The organism is Burkholderia sp. AcTa6-5 (genome assembly GCF_017815075.1).
GTDB classification, from domain to species: Bacteria; Pseudomonadota; Gammaproteobacteria; order Burkholderiales; family Burkholderiaceae; genus Burkholderia; species Burkholderia sola.
The window spans coordinates 68,602-88,910 of sequence record NZ_JAGIQE010000009.1 but is presented as its reverse complement, the minus strand read 5'-3'; the positions used below and the strand labels follow the sequence as shown (position 1 = coordinate 88,910).

18 protein-coding genes are annotated in these 20,309 nt (G+C 68.5%); 14 read left to right on the top strand and 4 right to left on the bottom strand.

The window, feature by feature from the left end; all coding sequences use genetic code 11:
• Positions 1 to 37 precede the first annotated feature (37 nt).
• The 13 genes from J8I33_RS14375 (at position 38) to J8I33_RS14315 (ending at position 13,803) form a co-directional block, all read left to right on the top strand.
• Positions 38 to 2,617, top strand: a complete 2,580-nt coding sequence (locus J8I33_RS14375; protein WP_124556661.1) for an EAL domain-containing protein — start codon at positions 38 to 40, stop codon at positions 2,615 to 2,617.
• 601 nt (positions 2,618 to 3,218) lie between these two features.
• Positions 3,219 to 3,401 carry a Flp family type IVb pilin gene (locus J8I33_RS14370; protein ID WP_050013708.1) on the top strand — a complete coding sequence of 61 codons (183 nt, stop codon included), beginning with the start codon at positions 3,219 to 3,221 and terminating at the stop codon, positions 3,399 to 3,401.
• 89 nt (positions 3,402 to 3,490) lie between these two features.
• Complete coding sequence (locus J8I33_RS14365) at positions 3,491 to 3,973, top strand: prepilin peptidase (protein WP_124556662.1); 483 nt, start codon at positions 3,491 to 3,493, stop codon at positions 3,971 to 3,973.
• A 17-nt stretch (positions 3,974 to 3,990) separates the two neighbouring features.
• The gene (gene cpaB, locus J8I33_RS14360) at positions 3,991 to 5,034 is read left to right on the top strand and encodes a Flp pilus assembly protein CpaB (protein WP_209937226.1); all 1,044 of its coding nucleotides are present in this window, start codon (positions 3,991 to 3,993) and stop codon (positions 5,032 to 5,034) included.
• Between the two features lie 71 nt (positions 5,035 to 5,105).
• A complete protein-coding gene (locus tag J8I33_RS14355; RefSeq protein WP_209937219.1) occupies positions 5,106 to 6,488 on the top strand; it encodes a type II and III secretion system protein family protein in 1,383 nt (460 codons plus the stop codon).
• Between the two features lie 14 nt (positions 6,489 to 6,502).
• Positions 6,503 to 6,886, top strand: coding sequence for a CpaD family pilus assembly lipoprotein (locus J8I33_RS14350; protein WP_050013712.1), 384 nt, complete (start codon positions 6,503 to 6,505; stop codon positions 6,884 to 6,886).
• Between the two features lie 21 nt (positions 6,887 to 6,907).
• Entirely contained in the window at positions 6,908 to 8,131 is a 1,224-nt protein-coding gene (locus tag J8I33_RS14345) for an AAA family ATPase (protein ID WP_209937212.1), read from the top strand.
• Complete coding sequence (locus tag J8I33_RS14340) at positions 8,128 to 9,576, top strand: CpaF family protein (protein WP_209937205.1); 1,449 nt, start codon at positions 8,128 to 8,130, stop codon at positions 9,574 to 9,576. The genes J8I33_RS14345 and J8I33_RS14340 overlap by 4 nt, the downstream gene beginning before the upstream one ends.
• The gene (locus tag J8I33_RS14335) at positions 9,573 to 10,550 is read left to right on the top strand and encodes a type II secretion system F family protein (RefSeq protein ID WP_209927699.1); all 978 of its coding nucleotides are present in this window, start codon (positions 9,573 to 9,575) and stop codon (positions 10,548 to 10,550) included. Before J8I33_RS14340 ends, J8I33_RS14335 begins: the two co-directional genes overlap by 4 nt.
• A complete protein-coding gene (locus J8I33_RS14330; protein ID WP_209937200.1) occupies positions 10,547 to 11,491 on the top strand; it encodes a type II secretion system F family protein in 945 nt (314 codons plus the stop codon). The genes J8I33_RS14335 and J8I33_RS14330 overlap by 4 nt, the downstream gene beginning before the upstream one ends.
• Positions 11,488 to 12,345 (top strand): tetratricopeptide repeat protein, encoded by an 858-nt coding sequence (locus J8I33_RS14325; protein ID WP_209937194.1) that lies wholly within the window; start codon positions 11,488 to 11,490, stop codon positions 12,343 to 12,345. The genes J8I33_RS14330 and J8I33_RS14325 overlap by 4 nt, the downstream gene beginning before the upstream one ends.
• Entirely contained in the window at positions 12,342 to 12,770 is a 429-nt protein-coding gene (locus J8I33_RS14320) for a TadE family protein (RefSeq protein ID WP_050013717.1), read from the top strand. Before J8I33_RS14325 ends, J8I33_RS14320 begins: the two co-directional genes overlap by 4 nt.
• A complete protein-coding gene (locus J8I33_RS14315; protein ID WP_209927695.1) occupies positions 12,763 to 13,803 on the top strand; it encodes a TadG family pilus assembly protein in 1,041 nt (346 codons plus the stop codon). Before J8I33_RS14320 ends, J8I33_RS14315 begins: the two co-directional genes overlap by 8 nt.
• On the opposite strand, the gene J8I33_RS14310 is transcribed toward J8I33_RS14315, so the two are convergent.
• Both J8I33_RS14310 and J8I33_RS14305 read right to left on the bottom strand, forming a co-directional pair.
• Positions 13,767 to 14,954, bottom strand: a complete 1,188-nt coding sequence (locus J8I33_RS14310; protein WP_080334250.1) for a glycosyltransferase family 87 protein — start codon at positions 14,952 to 14,954, stop codon at positions 13,767 to 13,769. The two genes, J8I33_RS14315 and J8I33_RS14310, sit on opposite strands and share 37 nt — an antisense overlap.
• Positions 14,955 to 15,060: 106 nt before the next feature.
• Positions 15,061 to 16,137, bottom strand: a complete 1,077-nt coding sequence (locus J8I33_RS14305) for a glycosyltransferase family 2 protein (protein WP_124639264.1) — start codon at positions 16,135 to 16,137, stop codon at positions 15,061 to 15,063.
• Between the two features lie 607 nt (positions 16,138 to 16,744).
• On the opposite strand from J8I33_RS14305, the gene J8I33_RS14300 reads away from it, so the two are divergent.
• Complete coding sequence (locus J8I33_RS14300) at positions 16,745 to 17,104, top strand: avidin/streptavidin family protein (protein ID WP_089488326.1); 360 nt, start codon at positions 16,745 to 16,747, stop codon at positions 17,102 to 17,104.
• A gap of 174 nt (positions 17,105 to 17,278) precedes the next feature.
• Here the strand turns inward: J8I33_RS14300 and glmS are convergent, their stop codons facing one another.
• Both glmS and J8I33_RS14290 read right to left on the bottom strand, forming a co-directional pair.
• On the bottom strand, positions 17,279 to 19,096 hold the full coding sequence (gene glmS / locus J8I33_RS14295; RefSeq protein ID WP_209937188.1) for a glutamine--fructose-6-phosphate transaminase (isomerizing): 1,818 nt from the start codon (positions 19,094 to 19,096) through the stop codon (positions 17,279 to 17,281).
• A gap of 49 nt (positions 19,097 to 19,145) precedes the next feature.
• Complete coding sequence (locus J8I33_RS14290) at positions 19,146 to 20,234, bottom strand: hypothetical protein (protein WP_209937181.1); 1,089 nt, start codon at positions 20,232 to 20,234, stop codon at positions 19,146 to 19,148.
• Positions 20,235 to 20,309: the final 75 nt, after the last annotated feature.

The following is a 20,309-nucleotide window of genomic DNA, read 5'->3' as shown; positions in this document are numbered from 1 at the left end:
CATGGCGATTGCACGGCGGCAAAACAGGAGGATGCTCGTGAACCAGGAACATGCCGATGTGCCGGCGATTCTGATCATCGACGACGACGCCATGACGCGCCTGCTGGTCGTGGAGACGCTCGAACCGGAAGGCTTTCGCGTCGAGGAAGCGACGGGGCCGCAGGAAGGCATCGACGCGTTCCTGCGTCATCGTCCGGTCGTCGTCCTGCTCGACGTCGAAATGCCCGGCGGCGACGGATTCGACTGTTGCCGCGCATTGCGCGCGTTGCCCGAGGGCCGCCGCGTGCCGATCGTCATGCTCACGGGCAACGACGACGACGCATCGATCGCCAGCGCGTTCGACGCCGGCGCGACCGACTTCGTGTCCAAGCCGATGCGGTGGAAACTGCTCGGGTATCGGGTCCGCTATCTGTTGCGCGCGGCCGCGGCGGTCGAAAAGCTGGCGACGACCGAGGTCAGCCTCACGCATGCGCAGGCGCTCGCGCACCTCGGCAACTGGGAATACCAGGCCGGGCGGACGGACGGCTACTGGTCGCCGGAGCTGTACCGGATTCTCGGGCTCGACGCCGCCCACACGCCGCCGACGTTCGAGCGCCTCGTGCAGGCCGTGCCGCCAGACGAGCAGCCGCTCCTTGTGCAGTCCTACACGAGCCTGCGCACCGAAGGCGTCGCGTTCTCGATCGAGCATCGGCTGATCCATGCGGACGGCACCGAGCGCTGCGTGCTGCACCAGGCGGAGTCCGGCCGCGATCCGAACCACGCGATCATCCTGCGCGGCATCGTGCAGGACATCACCGAACGCAAGATGCAGCAGGGGCGTATCGAATACCTCGCCAATCACGACGCGCTGACAGGCCTGCCGAACCGCAACCTGCTCGGCGACCGGATGGAGCAGGCGATGTCGCAGGCGCGGCGCACCGGGCAGCTGATCGCGGTGATGGTGCTCGACCTGGACCGCTTCAAGCACATCAACGACAGCTTCGGTCACTCGGCCGGCGACGGGCTGCTGCGGGTCGTCGCCGCGCGCCTGAAGAGTTCGGTGCGCGACGGCGACACGGTCGCGCGGCTCGGCGGAGACGAGTTCGTCGTGATGCTGGTCAATCTCGCGACGGCGTCGGACGCGGACACGATCGCCCGCAAGATCCTGGACACCTTCATTGCGCCGTTCGTGCTCGACGGCCACGACCTGCACGTGACGACCAGCGTCGGCGTCAGCCTTTACCCGACCGACGGGACCGACGCGGAGACGCTGCTGAAGACGGCCGATGCCGCGCTGTATTGCGCGAAGGAACACGGGCGCAATTGCTACAGCTTCTATACGCGTGAACTGGGCGCGCGCGTCGAAGAGCAGACCATCCTCGAAAACGCGCTGCATCAGGCCGTCGCGAACGGTGAACTCGAGCTGTACTACCAGCCGAAGGTCGATCTCAAGACCGGCCAGATCAGCGGCGTCGAGGCGCTGATTCGCTGGCGACGTCCGGGCATCGGCGTGATTCCGCCCGACCGCTTCATCCCGATCGCCGAAGAAACCGGGCTGATTCTGCCGATCGGAGAGTGGGTGTTGCGCACCGCGTGCGCACAGGCCGTCGCGTGGCGCCGGGAAGGGCATCCGCCGATCCGGATCGCCGTCAACCTGTCCGCGCGCCAGTTCCGGCAGCAGGACGTGGCCCACCTGGTGCGCACGGCGCTCGCGGAAACCGGTCTCGAGCCGGACTCGCTCGAACTGGAGCTGACCGAAAGCGTGCTGATGGAGGACTCCAATGCGATCGCGCATACGCTGCGCGAACTGAAGGCGCTCGGCGTCGTGCTGTCGCTGGACGATTTCGGCACCGGCTATTCGAGCTTGTCGTACCTGAAGGACTTGCCGATCGACGTCGTCAAGATCGATCGTTCGTTCCTCAGCGACGTCACCACCAGCGCGGAAGGTGCGTCGTTGACGCGCTCGATCATCGCGATGGCCGAGTCGCTGCACATGGAGACGGTGGCCGAGGGCGTGGAGACGGAGGCCCAGTTGTCGTTCCTGAACCGGCATCGCTGCCATGCGATGCAGGGCTACTACTTCAGCCATCCGGTCACCGGTGACGAGATCGCCGACATGTTGTCCGCTGGCTCGGAGTTGCCCGAGCACTGCCGGCAGCGCGAACTGCTGCACCGTACGCTGCTGCTGGTGGACGACGACCGCGCGGTCCTGCAGATGCTCAGGCAGGCGCTCGGCCGCGACGGCTACGAGATCCTCGCCACCACCGATCCCGACGAGGCGCTCGACCTGCTCGCGCAGCATCGCGTCGGCGTGATCGTGTCGGACTTCCGGATGCCGAGCGTGTCCGGGCTCGACCTGCTGCAGCGTGTCAAGGCGCTGTACCCGGACATCGTGCGCATCCTGCTGTCCAGCTACGGCGACGGCGCGTCGATCGCGGACGCGTCCGGCAACGGGTCCGTTCAGAAGGTGCTGATCAAGCCATGGGACGTCGCGCTGCTGCGCAAGCACATCACCGAGTCGTTCCAGCGGTTCGAGCACACGTCGATGAGCGGGGCCGATCTCGGCGTGGCCCGCCTCGGCATCCGCCCGTCTCCGCTGCGCTCGCTCGGCGGGGCGGAGCCGCGCGATCGCCGTTGACCGGAAGCCGCCGACGCGCTCGAAGCATGGACGGTGCGGAGGTGCGCATGGCGTCGACCGGCACGCTCGCGGAACGCGTTTCGCGCGACGCCGGGCGGCTGTCGGAATTCGATACCCGGGCAATAAAGAGGACTGCCCGGCAATCGAAAATTGAACAAATGCGCAAATTGTGCGCGATTCGGAAAATCATTCCGCCCGACGCCGTAAGACTATTAAAGTGGATAGCGACCACATCATGCGGAGGCACGATAATACGCCGACTGCCGGGATCTCGATTCACTTGTGAACGGGCTTTTCCATAAATACATTTCGACGCTAAATTATTTGAAAACGCCAAAAAAATTGTCTATATCCTAGACGAACCGGCTTGATCCGTATCGTGTCGATGCGGTCAGGCAACAAGCGAGCGCGGGTAATGGCGGATTCCATTGCCGCCGAACTCGCGTTGCAGCGATCGAAGGGATTCCGGGGGATGCGAACGGCCCGTTGCCAGGCCTGCCGCATGAGTCATGAATGGGCGAAACGCAGTGAACGCCACCGAAGCAACGCCGCGTCTTTACATTCAACGGTCGATCAACGACCCCGTCACACGGAGGTTGTCATGCTGCACTACGTCAAATCCCTGCTGCGCGATGAACGCGGCGTCAGCTCGCTCGAATACGCGGTCCTCGCCGGCATCGTCGTCGTCGCGCTGGCTGCGGTCGGGGTGATCCTGAGCAGCAACACCGGCGGCCTGCCGGCCGTGTTCACGTCGCTGATCAACAAGGTCACGGCGCTGATCTGATCCCCCTGAACCCGCGCGCCGCCGACGAATACACGGATCCGCAGCGGTACGACGTATCCAGCCGGGGCGCGCCGACGGACGGCTCTCCGATGCTCTATCTCGTACAGTCGGCGGCGACGCTCGTGCTGATGTCGCTCGTGCTGCAGGACGTGCGCACGCGGCGCCTGTCGAACCGCCCGGTACTCGCGTTCGCGATGCTGTATTTCGTCGCGGCCGCGCTCGCACGCGAAGGGCTCGCGCAGCTCGCCGCTCACGTCGCGACCGCCGCGGCGATGCTGCTGCTGTTCGCCGGACTGCGTCACGCCGGCTGGATCGGCGGCGGCGACGTGAAGCTGGCGGCGGCCGTCTTCCTGTGGGCCGGCCCGGCGCTCGCGTTCCCGGTGTTGACGATCGTCGGGGCGAGCGGCGTCGCATGCGGCCTCGCGATGCTCGCGGCCGTTGCGTGGCAGCGTCGCCGCATCGCGCCGGCGCGCGCGATCGACACGCGTGGCGTGCCGTACGGCATCGCGCTCTCGCTCGGCGGCGCACTGGCCGTCTGGGCGCCATTTCCTCACGCGGTTTCGCTCACCTAGCGGGGACGCACGCCGCCATGCCCAAACCTCTGAGAATGGCCGTGCTGATCATCGCTGCCGCCATCGGTGCGTTCCTCTTGCGCCAGCTCTATGTCGCCGCGTCGACGCCGTCGGCGCCCGGCGCGGCGAGCGACGTCGACGTGCGCGTCGCGGCGGCCGACCTGCCCGAAGGGCTGCTGCTGCGCGACAACGATCTCGCGTGGAAGCGCATGCCGCGCGCGCAGGTGCCGGCCGGCGCATTCGTCGAGTCGCAGCCGGGCACGGACCTCAAGGGCGCGCTGCTGCGCAACCGCGTGGACGCCGGTGCGCCGATTCGCGCGGACAACGTGATCCCGGCCGGCGCGCCGGATTTTCTCGCGGCCGCGCTGCAACCCGGCATGCGCGCGATCTCGGTGCCGGTCGACGACGTGTCGGGCAACGCGGGGCTGATCCAGCCGGGCGACTTCGTCGACGTCGTGCTCACGCAGCAGATCGGCGGTTCCGCGACGACGCCCGGCACGTTCGAAGCCGAGACGGTCGTGCGCCGCGCGCGCGTGCTCGCGGTCGGCTCGGAATTCCAGCGTGCGAAGACGGCCGCGAGCGCGCCCGACGCGCCGGTGCGCGCGCGCACGGTCACGCTCGAGGTCGCGCCGCGCACCGCGCAGGTCGTGCTGGTCGCGACGCGCCTCGGTTCGCTGTCGCTCGCGCTGCGCAGCTTCGCGACGAGCGATCGCCGCCACGCCGCGGGCGGCGACGAACAGGAGCCCGATACGCCGCCGGTGTGGGCCGGCGACGTATCGCGCGCGTTCCGGGACGCGACGCGTTCGTCGTCCGCGAAGCCCGACACGGGCATGCGGGCGGCACCGCAGGGCAACACGGTCGTGATCTATCGCGGCTCGTCGGTGGACGACGGCTCGCGTGGCACCGGCGGCGGCGGTGGCGTCGGCATGCCGGGCATCCCGCCGCTGCCGTCCGGCTGGCCGGGCACGCCGGTTGCGCCGGTTGCGCCGGCGGCGCCCGCGATGGGCAATGCGGCCGCCGACACGACGGCGCAAGTGCCGAGGGCGGCGGTCGCGCAGTGACGCGAGGACGAGGTGTCGAGGTGTCGATTCGGAACCGGCCGCCCGGCGGCCGGCATTTGACGGGAACACGCATGGTGCGCATGGTTCGTTGGATCGCTTTCTGGTGCCTGGCCGCGCTCGTCGCGCCGGACGTCGCGTTCGCGCAGCGCGCGCACGCGGCGGACGCCGGCGCGGCGTTGTCGATCGCGACCGGCAAGGGCGAGATGCTGTCGCTGCCGGAACCGGCGACCGCGATGTTCGTCGCGGACCCGGGCATCGCCGACATCCAGGTGCCGTCGCCGCGCACCGTGTTCGTGTTCGGCAAGAAGGCCGGCACGACCACGCTGATCGCGCTCGGCGCGAATCATCGGCCGATCCTGCGCCGGACCGTGATCGTGCAGGTCGACACCGCGTCGCTGCAGACGGTGCTCGACAGCCGCTTTCCGCAATTGAAGCTGGCGGTGTCCGGCGCGCCGGGCTCGCTGATGGTGTCGGGCAAGGTGCCGAGCGCGGCCGACGCGGACGCCGTGATGCAGTCGCTCGCGCCGTATGTGAGCGACAAGGAAAAGATCGTCAACCGGCTCACGCTGTCGCGCCCGATCCAGGTGAACCTGCGCGTGCGCGTGACGGAAGTGAGCCGCAACATCACGCAGCAGCTCGGCATCAACTGGAGTTCGCTCGGCGCGGCCGGCAATTTCATCGGCGGGCTGTTCAACGGTCGCACGTTGTTCGATTCGACGAACCGGTTGTTCAACCTGTCGCCGACGGGCGCGTATTCGGTGGTGGGCGGCTTCCATACGGGGCGCTGGTCGATCGACGTCGTGCTCGACGCGCTCGATCAGGAAGGGCTGATCACGATGCTCGCGGAGCCGAACCTCACCGCGATGTCCGGTCAGACCGCGAGCTTCCTCGCGGGCGGCGAGATCCCGATTCCGGTCGCGCAGGCCGGCAACACGACCGGCGCGATCACGGTCGAATTCAAGCCGTTCGGCGTATCGCTCGACTTCACGCCGACCGTGCTCGCCGACAACCGGATCAGCCTGAAGGTGCGCCCGGAGGTGAGCGAGGTCGATCCGAACAACAGCGTGACGACCGGCGGCGTCACGGTGCCGGGGCTCTCCGTGCGGCGCGTGGAGACGACGGTCGAGCTGTCGAGCGGGCAGAGCTTCGCGATCGGCGGGCTGCTGCAGAGCCAGACGGCCAATACCGTGTCGCAGATCCCGGGGCTCGGCCGGCTGCCGATCATCGGCCGGCTGTTTTCGTCGAAGAACTTCCAGGACAACAAGACCGAGGTCGTCGTGATCGTGACGCCGTACATCGTGCAGCCGACCGGGCCCGGCCAGCTCGAGCAGGCGCTCGACACCGTCGCGCGGCCGAGCAGCGACCTCGAGTTCGCGATCCAGCGCAACCTCGGGCTCGACCTGCTGACCGGCGACACGCCGCGTCTCGTCGGCGCCGCGGGCTTCGTGTACTGACCGGAGGAGCACGCATGCGACTTCGAACCCTGTTCACCGCGCCGTTGCCGTTGGCGCTCGCGGCCTGCCTGTCGACGCCGCCGCCGATCAACCTGCCCGATGCGCGCGCGATCGGCTTCGACGGCGTCCGTGCGGTGCCGCCCGACTGCGCGAAGCTGATGCAGCCGTCGCAGCTCGTCGACGCCGGCTTCGGGCGGCCCGGCGTGCCGTTCGGCTGCGCGACCTACACGAATCTCGCGACGATGCTCGCGCGGCCGGAAGACCTCGTTGCGCCCGTGCCGTACGGCGGCGCCGATGCGCAGGTCGCGGCCGACGCGGTGCGCCGCTACGTCGAGGATCGCGTGAAGCAGCCCGCGCCGGGCAAGACGCTGACGACGACCGGCTCGCCCGGCCATTGACCCCCTTCCGATGCGATCGCGATGCCGCCCATGAACGTCCTCGACCGCCAGAACGCCAAGCACGCCGCCGCAGCCGGTGCGGCGGACCTCATCGCGGTCGTGTCCGACGCCGGCAGCGAGGATGTGATCCGCCGCGTCGCGCAGGACCTGTCGATCGCGCGCGCCCACGTGCAGCCGGGCAACTGCGACGACGCGATCCGGCTGCTGCAGCAGCACGAGCGCTCGCCGCGCCAGCTGATCGTCGACGTGTCGGATTCGGTGCTGCCGGTGTCGGACCTGATGCGGCTCGCGGACGTGTGCGATCCGTCGGTGCGGGTCGTCGCGATCGGTACGCAGAACGACGTCGGGCTGTTCCGCAACCTGCTCGGCATCGGCGTGCAGGACTACATCGTGAAGCCGCTGACCGTCGAGCTGATGCGGCGCGCGCTGACGACGACCGAGGCGGTCGTGCAGGTGCGCACCGGCAAGATCGTCAGCTTCGTCGGCGCGCGCGGCGGCGTCGGCACGACGACGATCGCGGTCAGCCTCGCGCGCTGCCTGGCGGGCGAGAAGCGGCGGCGCGTCGCCTACGTCGACCTGAACCTGCACGGCGGCGGCGCGAACTCGATGCTCGGGCTGTCGAGCAACAACGGGCTGATCGAATTGCTGAACATGGAACTGCGCCCCGACGACGCGCTGTTCGACCGCATGTTCGTCACGAAGGGCGACCGCCTGCACGTGTTGTCCGCCGAACTCGCCTATGGCGAGGACGCGTTGCTGCGCGACGATGCGATCGCGCAGCTCGTCGACATGCTGAAGGACCGCTTCCATTACGTGCTGTTCGACGTGGGCGTGCGTGCCGGCAAGTTGTTCGAGGATGCGCTGACGGCGTCCGATCTCGTCTATATCGTCGCCGATCGGTCGGTGCACGCCGCGTACGAAGCCGCGCGGCTCGCGCGCTTCGTGAAGGAAATGCCGGGCGAGCGGATGCTGTCGATGGTGCTGAACAATCCGCTCGAGCCGGTCAAGGGGCGCGTCGCGCAGTCCGATTTCGAGGACGCGTTCGGCGGTGTGCGGCTGCGCGAGCTGCCGCACGACGCGCAGTCGCTCGCGATCGCCGAGAACCTCGGCGAGCCGATCGAAGGCACGAAACGGAGCGGCTTCCTCGACGAGATCCGGCTGCTCGCGAACGGCATCACCGGCGAATCGATGGCCGTCGCCGAGCCGTGGTATGCGCGCTTCGTCAAATGGAGGAAGGGATCGTGACGTTCGGTACCCGCAAGCGGCGGACGCCGGACCCCGCGCCGGCGGGCTCCCGTACCGCGCCGCGCGACGACGCGCCCGCGCCGGCCGCGAGCCCGGTGCCGGCGTCGCTGTCCACGTCCGCATCCGCCGCATCCGCCGCATCCGCGGCCGCGCGCGCGGCGGCGACGGCCGATACGCAGGAGGCCCTCATCCGTTCCGGCAAGTTCGACGCGATCCGCACCGCGGTGTTCGCGTCGATGAACATGTCGGCCGCGCTGATGAAGACGCGCGACGAAGTGCGCGCGGGCATCGAGCAGGTGGCCGCGCACACGGTCGAGCGCGAGCGCCTGAAGATCACCGCGGGCGAGCAGGTGCTGATCGTCGACGCGATCCTGAACGACATGTTCGGCGTCGGGCCGATCGAGCCGCTGCTCGCCGACGACACCGTGTCCGACATTCTCGTCAACGGTCCCGATCAGGTGTACGTCGAGCGCGCGGGCCGGCTCGAGCTCACGTCGCTGAAGTTTCGCGACAACGCGCACGTGACGAGCGTCGCGCAGCGGATCGCGGCGGCGGTCGGACGCCGCGTCGACGAGAGCAGCCCGATGGTCGATGCGCGCCTTGCAGACGGCAGCCGCGTAAACGTGGTGCTGCCGCCGATCGCGATGCGCGGCGCGTCGATCTCGATCCGCAAGTTCGCGAAGCGCGACATCACGCTCGCGCGGATGGCGCATCAGGGCAACATCTCGCACGGGATGCTTCAGGTCCTGAAGATCGCGTGCGCATGCCGGCTGAACATCGTGATCTCGGGCGGCACCGGGTCGGGCAAGACGACGCTGCTCAACGCGCTGTCGCAGCACATCGAGGAGCACGAACGGATCGTGACGATCGAGGACGCGGCCGAGCTGCAACTGCTGCAGCCGCACGTGGTGAGCCTCGAGACCCGCCCGGAGAATACGGAAGGGCTCGGCGGCATCTCGCAGCGCGATCTCGTGCGCAACGCGCTGCGGATGCGGCCGGATCGCATCATCCTCGGCGAAATCCGCGGCGCGGAGGCGTTCGACGTGCTGCAGGCGATGAACACGGGCCACGACGGCTCGATGACGACGATCCACGCGAACTCGCCGCGCGACGCGATCAGCCGGCTCGAAAGCATGGTCATGATGGCGAACGCGAACCTGCAGCTGTTGTCGATCCGGCGTCAGATCGCGAGCGCCGTGCACCTGTTCGTGCAGGTCGAGCGGATGCGCGACGGCGTGCGCCGCGTGACGCGGATCACCGAGATCGTCGGGATGGAAGGCGAGGTGGTGATCACGCAGGACCTGTTCGCGTTCCGCCAGGAAGGCGACACGACGCGCGACGCGGTGAAGGGCGTGTTCGAGGCGTCGTCGCTGCGGCCCGCGTTCGCGCCGCGCGCCGCGTACTACGGCGTCGAGGATGTGCTCTCCGAGGTATTCCGGCAATGAGGGCTGCCGATCTCTTCACGCTCGGCGCGTTCGTCGCGATCCTCGCGGCGGGCCTCGGGCTGTCCGCGTTGCTCGAGCGTGCGCGCCATACGCCGGAGCAGCGCATTCGCGCGCGGCTGCAGCGCCTTGCACCGTCGCTCGCGGGCCGGGACGCCGGCGAGGCCGCCGGGTCCGGTGTCGCGCTGTTCAACCTGCCGCGCCGGCAAACCCGCGTACGTGCGTGGATGCAGCGCTACGTGACGCGCGTGCGCGCGGTCGGCGGCGAGCGCGGGCTGCGGATCGTCGTCGCGAGCACGATCGCCGGCGCGATCGCTGGGATCGTCGCGGTGAAGCTCGTCGCGCTGCCGAGCGTCGTGCATCCGGCGATTTACGTCGGACTGCCGCTGATTGCGATGCGCGCGAGCTACCGCATGCTGGTCGAGCGTTTCCGGCTGCGCTTTCTGGAGGCGTTCCCCGACGCGATCGACCTGATCGTGCGGGCGGTGCGCGCGGGCATTCCGATCACGCAGGCGATCAGCACGGTCGGCGACAGCGCGGCCGAGCCGGTGCGCTCAACCTTCCGCACGATGGGCGACAGCCTGCGCGTCGGCGCGGATCTGAAGGACGTGCTGACGCACGCGGCGGACCGGCTGATGATCGCGGACTTCTCGTTCTTCACCGTCTACCTGCTGCTGCAGCGCGAGACCGGCGGCAGCCTCGGCGAGACGCTCGACGAGCTGTCGAGCATCATCCGCACGCGTCGCGACATCCGCCTGAAGACACGCGCGCTGACGGCCGAAGGGCGGATCACGACGAAGATCATCTCGGCGGTGCCGTTCGTGATGATCGGCGCGCTGTTCCTCGTGAACCGCGCGTACGTGATGCTGTTGTTCGACACGCATGCCGGCCGCGTGATGCTGACGATCGCGGCGGGGCTGCTGACGATCGGCCTGCTGGCGATTCACAAGATTTCGAAACTGGATACCGCGCGATGACGATGTCGATGCTGGCCGCCCGCGGCCTCGAACTGTTGCTGCTGATCGCGTGCGTCGCGGCGGCGCTCGCGACGCCGGGCGGCGGCACGCGCAAGCGGATCGCCGTGCGCGTGCAGCAGGCCGCCGGGCAGCGGCCGCCGTCGCTGGGAGGCGGGCGTCTGCAGCCGGGCGACGTGCGTCTGGATCTGACGCGACGGCTCGCGCAGCTCGGCGAGCGGCTGCCCGTGCTCGATCCGATGCAGCGCGTGAAGCTGGGGCTGCAACTGACGCGCGCGGGCTTTCGCGAACGGCGGGCGGTGTCGTCGATGATCGGCATCAAGCTCAGCTGCGGCGTGCTGTTCGCCGGCGTCGCGATCGTGTTCAGCCCATATATTCCGCGCTTCGGCGAATACTTCGTGATCCGGGCGGTCGCGATGGTCGCCGCGTTCGTGATCGGCGTGATCGTGCCGGAATACGTGCTCGGCGCGATGATCCGGCGGCGCCGGCGCATCATCGCCGCATGCTTTCCGGATGCGCTCGACCTGCTCGTGATCTGCACGATGGCCGGCAACAGCCTCGTGTCGGGCGTGCGGCGCGTCGCACGCGAACTCGAGCGCATCTGCCCGCCGCTCGCCGACGAGCTGACGGTCTGCGCGGACGAGCTGACGCTGAGCGGCAACGTGTCCGAAGCGCTCGCGCATTTCGCGCTCCGCGTCGATTTCCCGTCGGCGCGCTCGCTCGCCACGACGCTCACGCAATCGCAGCGGTTCGGCACGCCGATCACGCAGGCGCTGCGAACGCTGTCGCGCAGCGAGCGCACCGAGCAGATCGTCGCGCTCGAGGAACAGGCCGCGAAGCTCGCGCCGAAGATCACGCTGCCGATGATGCTGTTCATCCTGCCGACGGTCGGGCTGATCGCGGCAGGCCCGGCGGCCATTCGTCTGCTCGAGGTGTTCAAATGAAAGGCTCCGCGCGACGCGCGTTCGCATTCGCGGCCGTGCTGCCGCTGCTGGCCGGCGGTTGCGCGCCGGGCATCCAGACGCGGCCGGCGCTGTCGCACAAGAGCGACGACCCGCAGGCCGAATTGCGCATTGCCGACAGCGCGCTGGTCGGCGGCAACATCGATCTCGCGTCGACGCTGTACGGCAAGGTGCTCGCCCGGCATCCCGACTCGCTCGCGGCGCAACTGGGGCTCGCCGACGTCAACTACCGCGCCGGCGATCTGGAGCGCGCACGCGTGCTCTACGAGCAGGCGCGGCAGCAGGCGCCCGCGGAACTCGGGCCGCAGGTCGGGCTCGCGCGCGTCGCGTTGCGGCAGCGGCGGCTCGACGAGGCCGCCAGCCGCTATCGCGACTTGCTCGCCGCCCAGCCGAACCTTCCGCTTGCGGCGGAAGGGCTCGGCACGGTGCTCGACCTGCAGGGCCGCCACGAGGACGCGCAGGCCGTGTACCGGGACGCGCTCCGCGCCCATCCCGACGCGCAGGGGCTGCGCGTCGACCTCGGGCTGTCGCTCGTGCTGAGCAATCGTCCGCGCGAGGGCGTGAACGTGCTGCTCGACGTGGCCGGGCTGCCCGATGCGCCGTGGCAGGCGCGCCAGAATCTCGCGTTCGCGTATGGCGTGCTCGGCAACACCGATTCGGCGAAGAAGCTGCTGTCCGCGGATCTGCCGGCGTCGGCGGTGGCCGACAATCTGCGCGTGTACCAGGCGGTGCGTGCGCAGCTCGCGGCGCGCCCGGTCGCCGATGCGGCGCGGCCGTTGAAGGGCGCCGCGCTCGAGCCGCATGCGGTGCCGCCCGCCGCGGGGGCCGCAAAATGACACGCGCGGCGATGCGCGGCCGCCACGCGCGCGGCGTCGTATCCCTCGAGTTCGTCTTGATGCTGCCGTTCCTGCTGATGGTGCTGATCGGCATCATCGACGTGAGCCTGCTGCTGTGCGACAAGGCCGTGATCACGAACGCGAGCCGCGAAGCCGCGCGCGCCGGTGTCGTGCTGCGCGTGCCGATGCTGACCCCGACGCAGATCGCCAACGTCGCGCTCAGCTATACGCAGAACAGCCTGATCACCGGCGGCACGCCGACGACGCCGACCGTGACCGTGACGCAGGCGAATGGCACGACGGCGGGCACCGCGTTGACGGTCACGGTGACCTACACGTATTCCGGGATGGTGCTCGGTTCGGCATTCAGCGCGCTGACCGGCCCGGTGACGCTCACGGCCAGCTCGGTGATGCTCTATGAATGACGTGGCCGGCAAGCCATCCGGCGGCACGGCGCGCGAACGCGGCTCCGTCGCGCTGTTCTTCCTGATGTTCCTGATTCCGCTGCTGTCGTTCGGCGCGCTGGCGATCGACATCGCATGGATCGCCACGGTGCGCAACCAGCTGCAGAATGCTGCGGATGCGGCCGCGCTCGCGGCGGCCGATGCGATGATGTCGCCGACCGGCGGGCCGCTGAACTGGTCGCAGGCCGCGCCGGCGGCGAACGGCGTGATCGCGCTGAACTCGGCGGCGGGCGCACCGCTGGCGACCGGCACGGTGACGACCGGCTACTGGAACGTGACGCGCACGCCGGCGTCGATGCAGCCGACCACGATCACGCCGGGCCCCTACGACGTGCCGGCCGTGCAGGTGACCGTGTCGCGCGCGCCGGGCATCAATGGCGGATCGATCCCGCTGCTGCTCGGCGGGCTGCTGGGCATCCCCGGCGCATCCGGCCGCGCGACCGCGATCGCGGTGCTCGCCGCGCCGGGTGGCGTCGCGGCGGGCGGGCTCTTTCCGATCGCGATCGACCAGTGCGTGTACAACCAGTACTGGAACGCGCAGACCAACCAGCCGCTGATCAATCCGCTGACGGGCTTGCCGTACGAGTTTTCGATCACGAACGGCCAGACGTATGGCGCGCTGTGCATGGGCGGCCAGTGGACGTCGTTCCAGTCGACCGCGACCGACACGACGACGATGGGCGGCCTGATGGTGACCGGCAACCCGACCACGCTCAATATCGGCGACAGCATCAATCTCGCGACCGGCGTGAAAGCGACGCTCTACACGTCGGTGCCGGTCGGCACGACGGTCGTGCTGCCGGTCGTCACGCAGACGTCGAGCAGCACCACCGTGCCGATCGTCGCGTTCGCCGCGTTCCGCATCGACGTGGCGCTGGGCGGCAGCTACAAGTACATCCAGGGGCACTTCGTCGCCGGCGTCAAGATGACCGGCGTCGCGACCGGCGTCGGGCCGTATTACGGCGTGTACGTGCCGCCGCGGCTTGCGCTGTGAGTGTTGCGCGCGTCGTGCCGCGCGCGGCGCAGCAGCATCAATAGCGCGAAGAGCGTCACGGCCGGGCCGATCTGCGGCAACTGCAGCCACGGGTTCAGGTATTCGGCGATCGGCAGTGCCCACATCAGCGCGATCGCCGCCTGTTCGCCGCGCAGCCAGCCGTCGCGCCAGCCGATCGACAGCATGCAGGCGATCGCGATCGCGAGCCACGAGAGCTCGTAGTGCCACACGTACGGGTTCGCCACGAGCGTCGCGACCGCCAGCACGGCCGCGCGCACGCGGGTGTCGCGCGATTGCGTCCAGACGACGCAGGCCGCGGCGATCGCGATCGCCGCGATGCCGGCATGGGCGACATACGCGGCGCCGAGCGGCACGCCCGCGAGGCGGAGCGCCGCGAACGGCGTCGGCGACGCGAGCCAGAACCCGACGCCATGCTCGAGGATGATCGAGCGGACGAGGCCGGCGCTCGCGACGAACAGGCGCAGCGACGCGACGCCGCAGACGAGCACGCTCGATGCGACGAATGCGCCGGTCGCGAGCGCGGCCCACATGATCGTGCGCCATGCGCGCACGGCGACCAGCACGAACGGGAACAGCAGCGCCATCTGCGGCTTGACCGACAGCAGCGCGATGCAGAGGCCGGCCCACAGCGGTCGCCGGTCGGCCCAATGAACGGCGAGCGCCGCACACGATGCGGTCAGGCACGCGTTCTGCCCGAGCGTCGCGGTGACGAACACGCACGGCGCGGCGATCAGCGCGAAGGCGCCGGCGCGCGATGCGCCGGGAATCGCGCGGAGGCCGGATACGCGCCACGCGGCGAGGCCGAGCATCGACACGCCGAACGCGACGAACAGCGGATACCCGAGCGCGAACGGCAGCAGCGCCAGCGGCGTCACGAGCAGCAGATAGGTGGGCGGGTACAGCCACGGCGCGAAGACGTCGCGCGGAAGGTGCGGGAACAGCGCGGTCGTCAGCCGCGAGAAGGCGGAAAAATCGTACGCGTGCGACGGCGCGCCGTGCAGCATGACGTACGACGCGGACCAGAACACCGAGAAGTCGGCGCCGGGCCGCGGCATCACGCCGCCGGTGACGGACGCGTGACGCGCGACCGCCGTCCAGATCGCCATGAACACCGCGTACGACACCAGCATCAGCGCACTGTACAGGACGACGCGTCGCGACGTGAGCCATGCGACGACCGGCCGCTCGGCCGGGCGGGTCGATTGCCGGAGGATGTCCAATTGACGCGGCCCGGTGCTACTTGAACGACGTCTTGCGGGCGGTGATGCTCGCGGCGGCCGGCGTCGCGGCCCGGCGGCGCGCCCAGTGCGCACGCTTGAGCGGAAACTGCAGCAGCTTCGATGCCGGTCGCGCGGCCGCATCGCGCTCGGCACGGTAGTGCCGCCTCACGAGATAGACGGGGCGTTGCTTCGATTCGTGATAGATCCGGCCGAGGTATTCGCCGATCACGCCGATGCCGATCAGCTGGATGCCGCCGACGAACAGCACGACGGAAATCAGCGACGGGTAGCCGTGCACCGGATTGCCGTACAGCAGCGTGCGCGCGACGATGAACGCGCCATACGCGAGCGACAGCATCGCGAACGTGAGGCCGACATAGGTCCACACGCGCAGCGGCACCGTGCTGAAGCTCGTGATGCCCTCGAGCGCGAAATTCCAGCGCCGCCATCCGGAGAATTTCGAGCGGCCGCCGCTACGCGCCGCACGCGTGTATTCGACGATCTCGGTCCGGTAGCCGACCCACGCGAACAGCCCTTTCATGAAGCGCCGCCGTTCCGGCAACGCACGCAGCGCGTCGACGACCTCGCGGTCCATCAGCCGGAAATCGCCGACGTTCTCCGGCATCTCGACTTCGGAGAGCCGGTTGTGCACGCGGTAGTAGAGCGCGGCGGCCACCCGCTGCATCAGCGGGTCGCACCGGCGGTCGGTGCGCTTCGCGGCGACGACCTCGGCGCCCGCGCGCCAGCGTTCGAGCATCGCGGGAATCAGCGCGGGCGGGTCCTGCAGGTCGGCGTCGATCAGGATCACGGCCGCGCCGGCCGCTTCGTCGAGGCCCGCGGTGAGCGCCGCTTCCTTGCCGAAGCGGCGTGTGAGGTCCAGGACGTGCACGCGCGGGTCGCCGGCGGCGACCGAGCGCAGCCGGTCCAGCGTGCGATCGCGGCTGCCGTCGTTGACGCAGACGATCTCGAAGCGTACCGACGCGACCGACTCGAGAACGGGCAGCGTTTCGGCAAAGAACGCGTCGATCGTTTCTTCTTCGTCGTGAAACGGCACGACGAGCGATATCAACGGCTTCCTGGCTTGCGTGGACATCCTGCGGTCTCCCGAGAGATCTGGCCTGCGCTGCACCGTATGGTTCCCGTTGTCGTTTGCCGCACGGGTCGGGCCTGGTCGGCGCGAATTCGGTTCCGGGCTGCTCGTTTGCCCACGAGCACGCCGTGCGGTTCAAATATCGTACGAAGAACTCGAAGATTCAAGCACGATTTTTGACGGTGCATGCGACATCGTGCTTTTGCGATCAACCTGGTATCGAATTTCTTCAGAATGACTCATGACGCTCAGCGCGGAAGAAGGTCCGCGACCGCTCGCGAAGTCGCCGCGGCGACAGAGGCGAGACTTCGCGCCGTGCGCGATGTTACGGCGAATAAAGTAGGGAACAAGAGCGTACGAGCTGCCCGGATCGCGACATGCAGCCCTTCATATCGTCTGACGACCATCTATACTTTCCGTGGTCATGCCGGATCGCGGGCGCCAGCAATTTTTTGCTATTGCTCGATTCGTATCAGGCTTCACTCGTCACAACGGCGCTCGCCGATGCACGGCGCTGGCTCGAGCGCCCATTTTGCCGCCGGAAGAAGAACGACAAGCACGCGCGGCCGCCTGGCAGGCGATCAAGTGTCCGGGGCTCAGGAGGTGCGTGATGAACTGGATTGGCACGTGGCGTAATCAATATGGTTCTACACTGACCATCGCGGACGACAAGAATGGCGTCATCCGTGGCGTATTCAGCACGGCGTTGCGGGACAGCGCGTTCTTTGGTCATGATCTGCCCGTCTCCGGCGTCGGGTATGGCGATTGCATCAACTTCGCTTTCGGCATGTCGAACGACCTGGTGTCGGCGATCTGTTCTTTCACCGGCATGCTGCGTGACGGCAAGCTGCAAACCGTATGGCATGTCGTGACCAGCAAGGCGCCACGGCAAGGCTCACGATCATCGGCGTTCGGCTGGGCACATGCCGTTCAGACCAATGCGGATACATTCGACAGAGTCGCCGATTAACGTACCCGGAAGCGGATGGTTCGGGGCAGAAGGGCGGGCCGGTCAGCGGGATGTCCGGGCAACCGAGGGCCGTTCCCGTTGAAAGCGTCAATCGTCCCTGCTCGAATCGTGTACGGCAGGCCCGTTTGATCGCCAGGCGACCTCCGCGGGCCAGCCCCTCGTCACGCAAACCCCTCACTCGACCGTCACCGATTTCGCCAGGTTCCTCGGCTTGTCGATATCCGCACCCCGCAAGCACGCCGCGTGATACGCGAGCAACTGCAACGGCACGACGTGCAGGATCGGCGACAACAACCCGTAGTAATCCGGCATGCGCAGCACCGACACGCCTTCGCCGTTGTCGATCCGCGTATCGGCGTCCGCGAACACGTAAAGCTGGCCGCCGCGCGCGCACACTTCCTGCATGTTCGACTTGAGCTTTTCGAGCAGCGCATCGTTCGGCGCGATCGTCGCGACGGGCATCGTGTGCGTGACGAGCGCCAGCGGCCCGTGTTTCAGCTCGCCGGCCGGATACGCTTCCGCGTGGATATACGAAATCTCCTTCAGCTTCAACGCGCCCTCGAGCGCGATCGGGTAGTGCAGCCCGCGCCCGAGAAACAGCGCGTTTTCATGCTGCGAGAATTCCGCCGCCCAGCGCTCGATCTGCGGCTCCAGCCCCAGCACGTCTTCGAGCGCGCCAGGCAGCCGCCGCAACTGTGTCGTATAGCGCGCGAGTTGCGCATCGTCGACGTAGCCGCGCAGCCGCCCGAGCGTGACGGCGAGAATGAACAGCGCGGCGAGCTGCGTCGTGAACGCCTTGGTCGACGCGACGCCGATTTCCGGGCCGGCCCGCGTCAGGAAGCGCAGGCCGGTCTGGCGCATCATCGCGCTGGTCGGCACGTTGCAGATCGCCAGCGTGTCGATGTGGCCGAGCGCCTGCGCGTACTTGAGCGCGGCGAGCGTGTCGGCGGTCTCGCCGGATTGCGACACGCTGACCACCAGCGTATTCGGCATCGCGAGCGCGTCGCTGTAGCGGTATTCGCTCGCGATCTCGACCTGCGCGGGGAGGCGCGCGATCGTCTCGAGCCAGCGGCGGGCAGTCAGGCCCGCGTAGTGGCTCGTGCCGCATGCGAGGATCAGCACGTTGTCGATCTGCTCGAACGCGCGCGGCGCGTCGGGGCCGAATATGGCCGGATCGAACAGTCCGGCATCGGGGATCGTCGCGGCCACGGCCTGCGGTTGCTCGAAAATTTCCTTCTGCATGAAATGCCGGTACGGCCCGAGCTCGACCACGCCCTGCACGGACGGAATGGTCTGTATCGCGCGTTCGATCGGCGTGCCGGTGCGATCGAGCACCCGCACGCCGCCCGGCGTCAGTTCGACGATGTCGCCTTCCTCGAGAAAGATGAAGCGGTCGGTGATGCCGGCGAGCGCGAGCGCGTCGGACGCGAGAAAGCATTCGCCGTCCTTCACGCCGACGACGAGCGGCGAGCCGGCCCGCGCGCCGATCAGCCGCTGCGGCTCGCGCTTGCTGAACACCGCGATCGCATAGGCGCCGTGCAACTGCGAGGTCGCGTCGCGGACGGCGGCGAGCAGGTCGCCGCGATACTTGCTGTGGATCAGGTGCGCGACCACCTCGGTGTCGGTCTGGCCGTCGAACTCGTAGTGTTCGTCGGATAGTTGCTTGCGCAACGTTTCGTGGTTCTCGATGATGCCGTTGTGCACGAGCGCGATTTCGTCGCGCGAGAAGATCGGATGCGCGTTGCAGGTCGCCGGCGCGCCGTGGGTAGCCCAGCGCGTGTGCGCGATGCCGGTGCTGCCGGCCAGGCCGGCGCTGCGCACATGCGCGTCGAGATCGGCGACGCGCGACATGCTGCGCTCGCGGCGTGCCTGGCCGTTGACGACCGTCGCCACGCCGCATGAATCGTAGCCGCGATATTCAAGGCGGCGCAAACCTTCGATCAGAATCGGGACGATGTCCCGTTGCGCGACCGCGCCGACGATGCCACACATGACACGTCTCCTTCCCTGTAGATTCCCCCGGACCGTGCGCACGCGTGGATCAGCGTGACGCGGTCTCCGTTGTCGCCGCCGTCGTGAAGCCGCATTGCGCGGGCGCGACCGGGTCGGCCATCCGGCTTTCGAATGCCAGATAAAGCGCTTCCTCCAGGACGTTCCAGTGTGCGCCGTGCCGGTACGGGCCCGATAGCGCATGCCAGCACGCGACCGTGTTCCGGTCGTTCATCTTGAATGCGACCAGGGCGATCAAGCCCCACGGATAATCGGAGCTGGCCAGTTGCAGCCAGGTCTTGCCGTACTTCTGCATCCACTGCGCGTAGAACACATCGTTCGATTGCTGCGGAACCTGAATGCCCGACAGGAGCGGAAAGATCTGCGCCACTTTCGCCGGATAGAAGGTCGTGTCGCTGATGCGCTGCGTGCTTGGGCGAAAGCCCGACTGCGTGCCGCGCCAGAACACCTTCAGGATCGCGGACGCGAGCCGGTCGGCGCGCTGGCTCCACGGGCCGGCGCGCGTGGAGTCGCCACGCCGCACGTAATACGCGGCGAGCGCCTGGAACGCGCTGTGTACCTCGACGTTGTCCATCAGCAGCGCGACGTGCAGCGTCGACGAGATCTGATAGACGCCCGTGGGCTTGCTGAGCAGCGTATCCAGATGCGCACCGGCGCGATTCAGGCTGAGTTCCCATGCGGCGGGCATGCCGTCGGGCGGCGCGAAGCGGGCGAGCAGTTCGATCCAGGTCGCGATCATCGCGTCGTCGGCGTCGGCTTCGGCGCATGAACTGTACTGGCCGCTCTTCACGCAATAGCGATCGAAGCCGCCGTCCGGACGCTGGCGCGGCAACAGCCACGCGATCCAGGCGAGCGCGGCCTGACGGGCGTCGAGCCCCGCATCGGTGGCGCCGAGCAGGGCCTTCGCCGCGAAATACGGATCGATGCCGGCGCCGTTCAGACGCACGGTGATCGCGCCGTCGGGGCGTTGGTAGAGCCCATTGAGCTGGAGTTCGGCGGCGCCCGCATGCGGTGCGACGCCGCATGCGGCGACACAGCAGGCGACGCACCACAGGCGGCATAGCCGGGCGGTGGCCGCCACGCGTGCGCGTGCGGCCGGGAAAAGCGCGGGCCGGTTCATGATGGGGGGCTCCTGCGCGGTGGTCCTGCGCAAATTCCGCCGGGCGCGGCGTTGGCCGCGTCGCGCGCCGGCGGG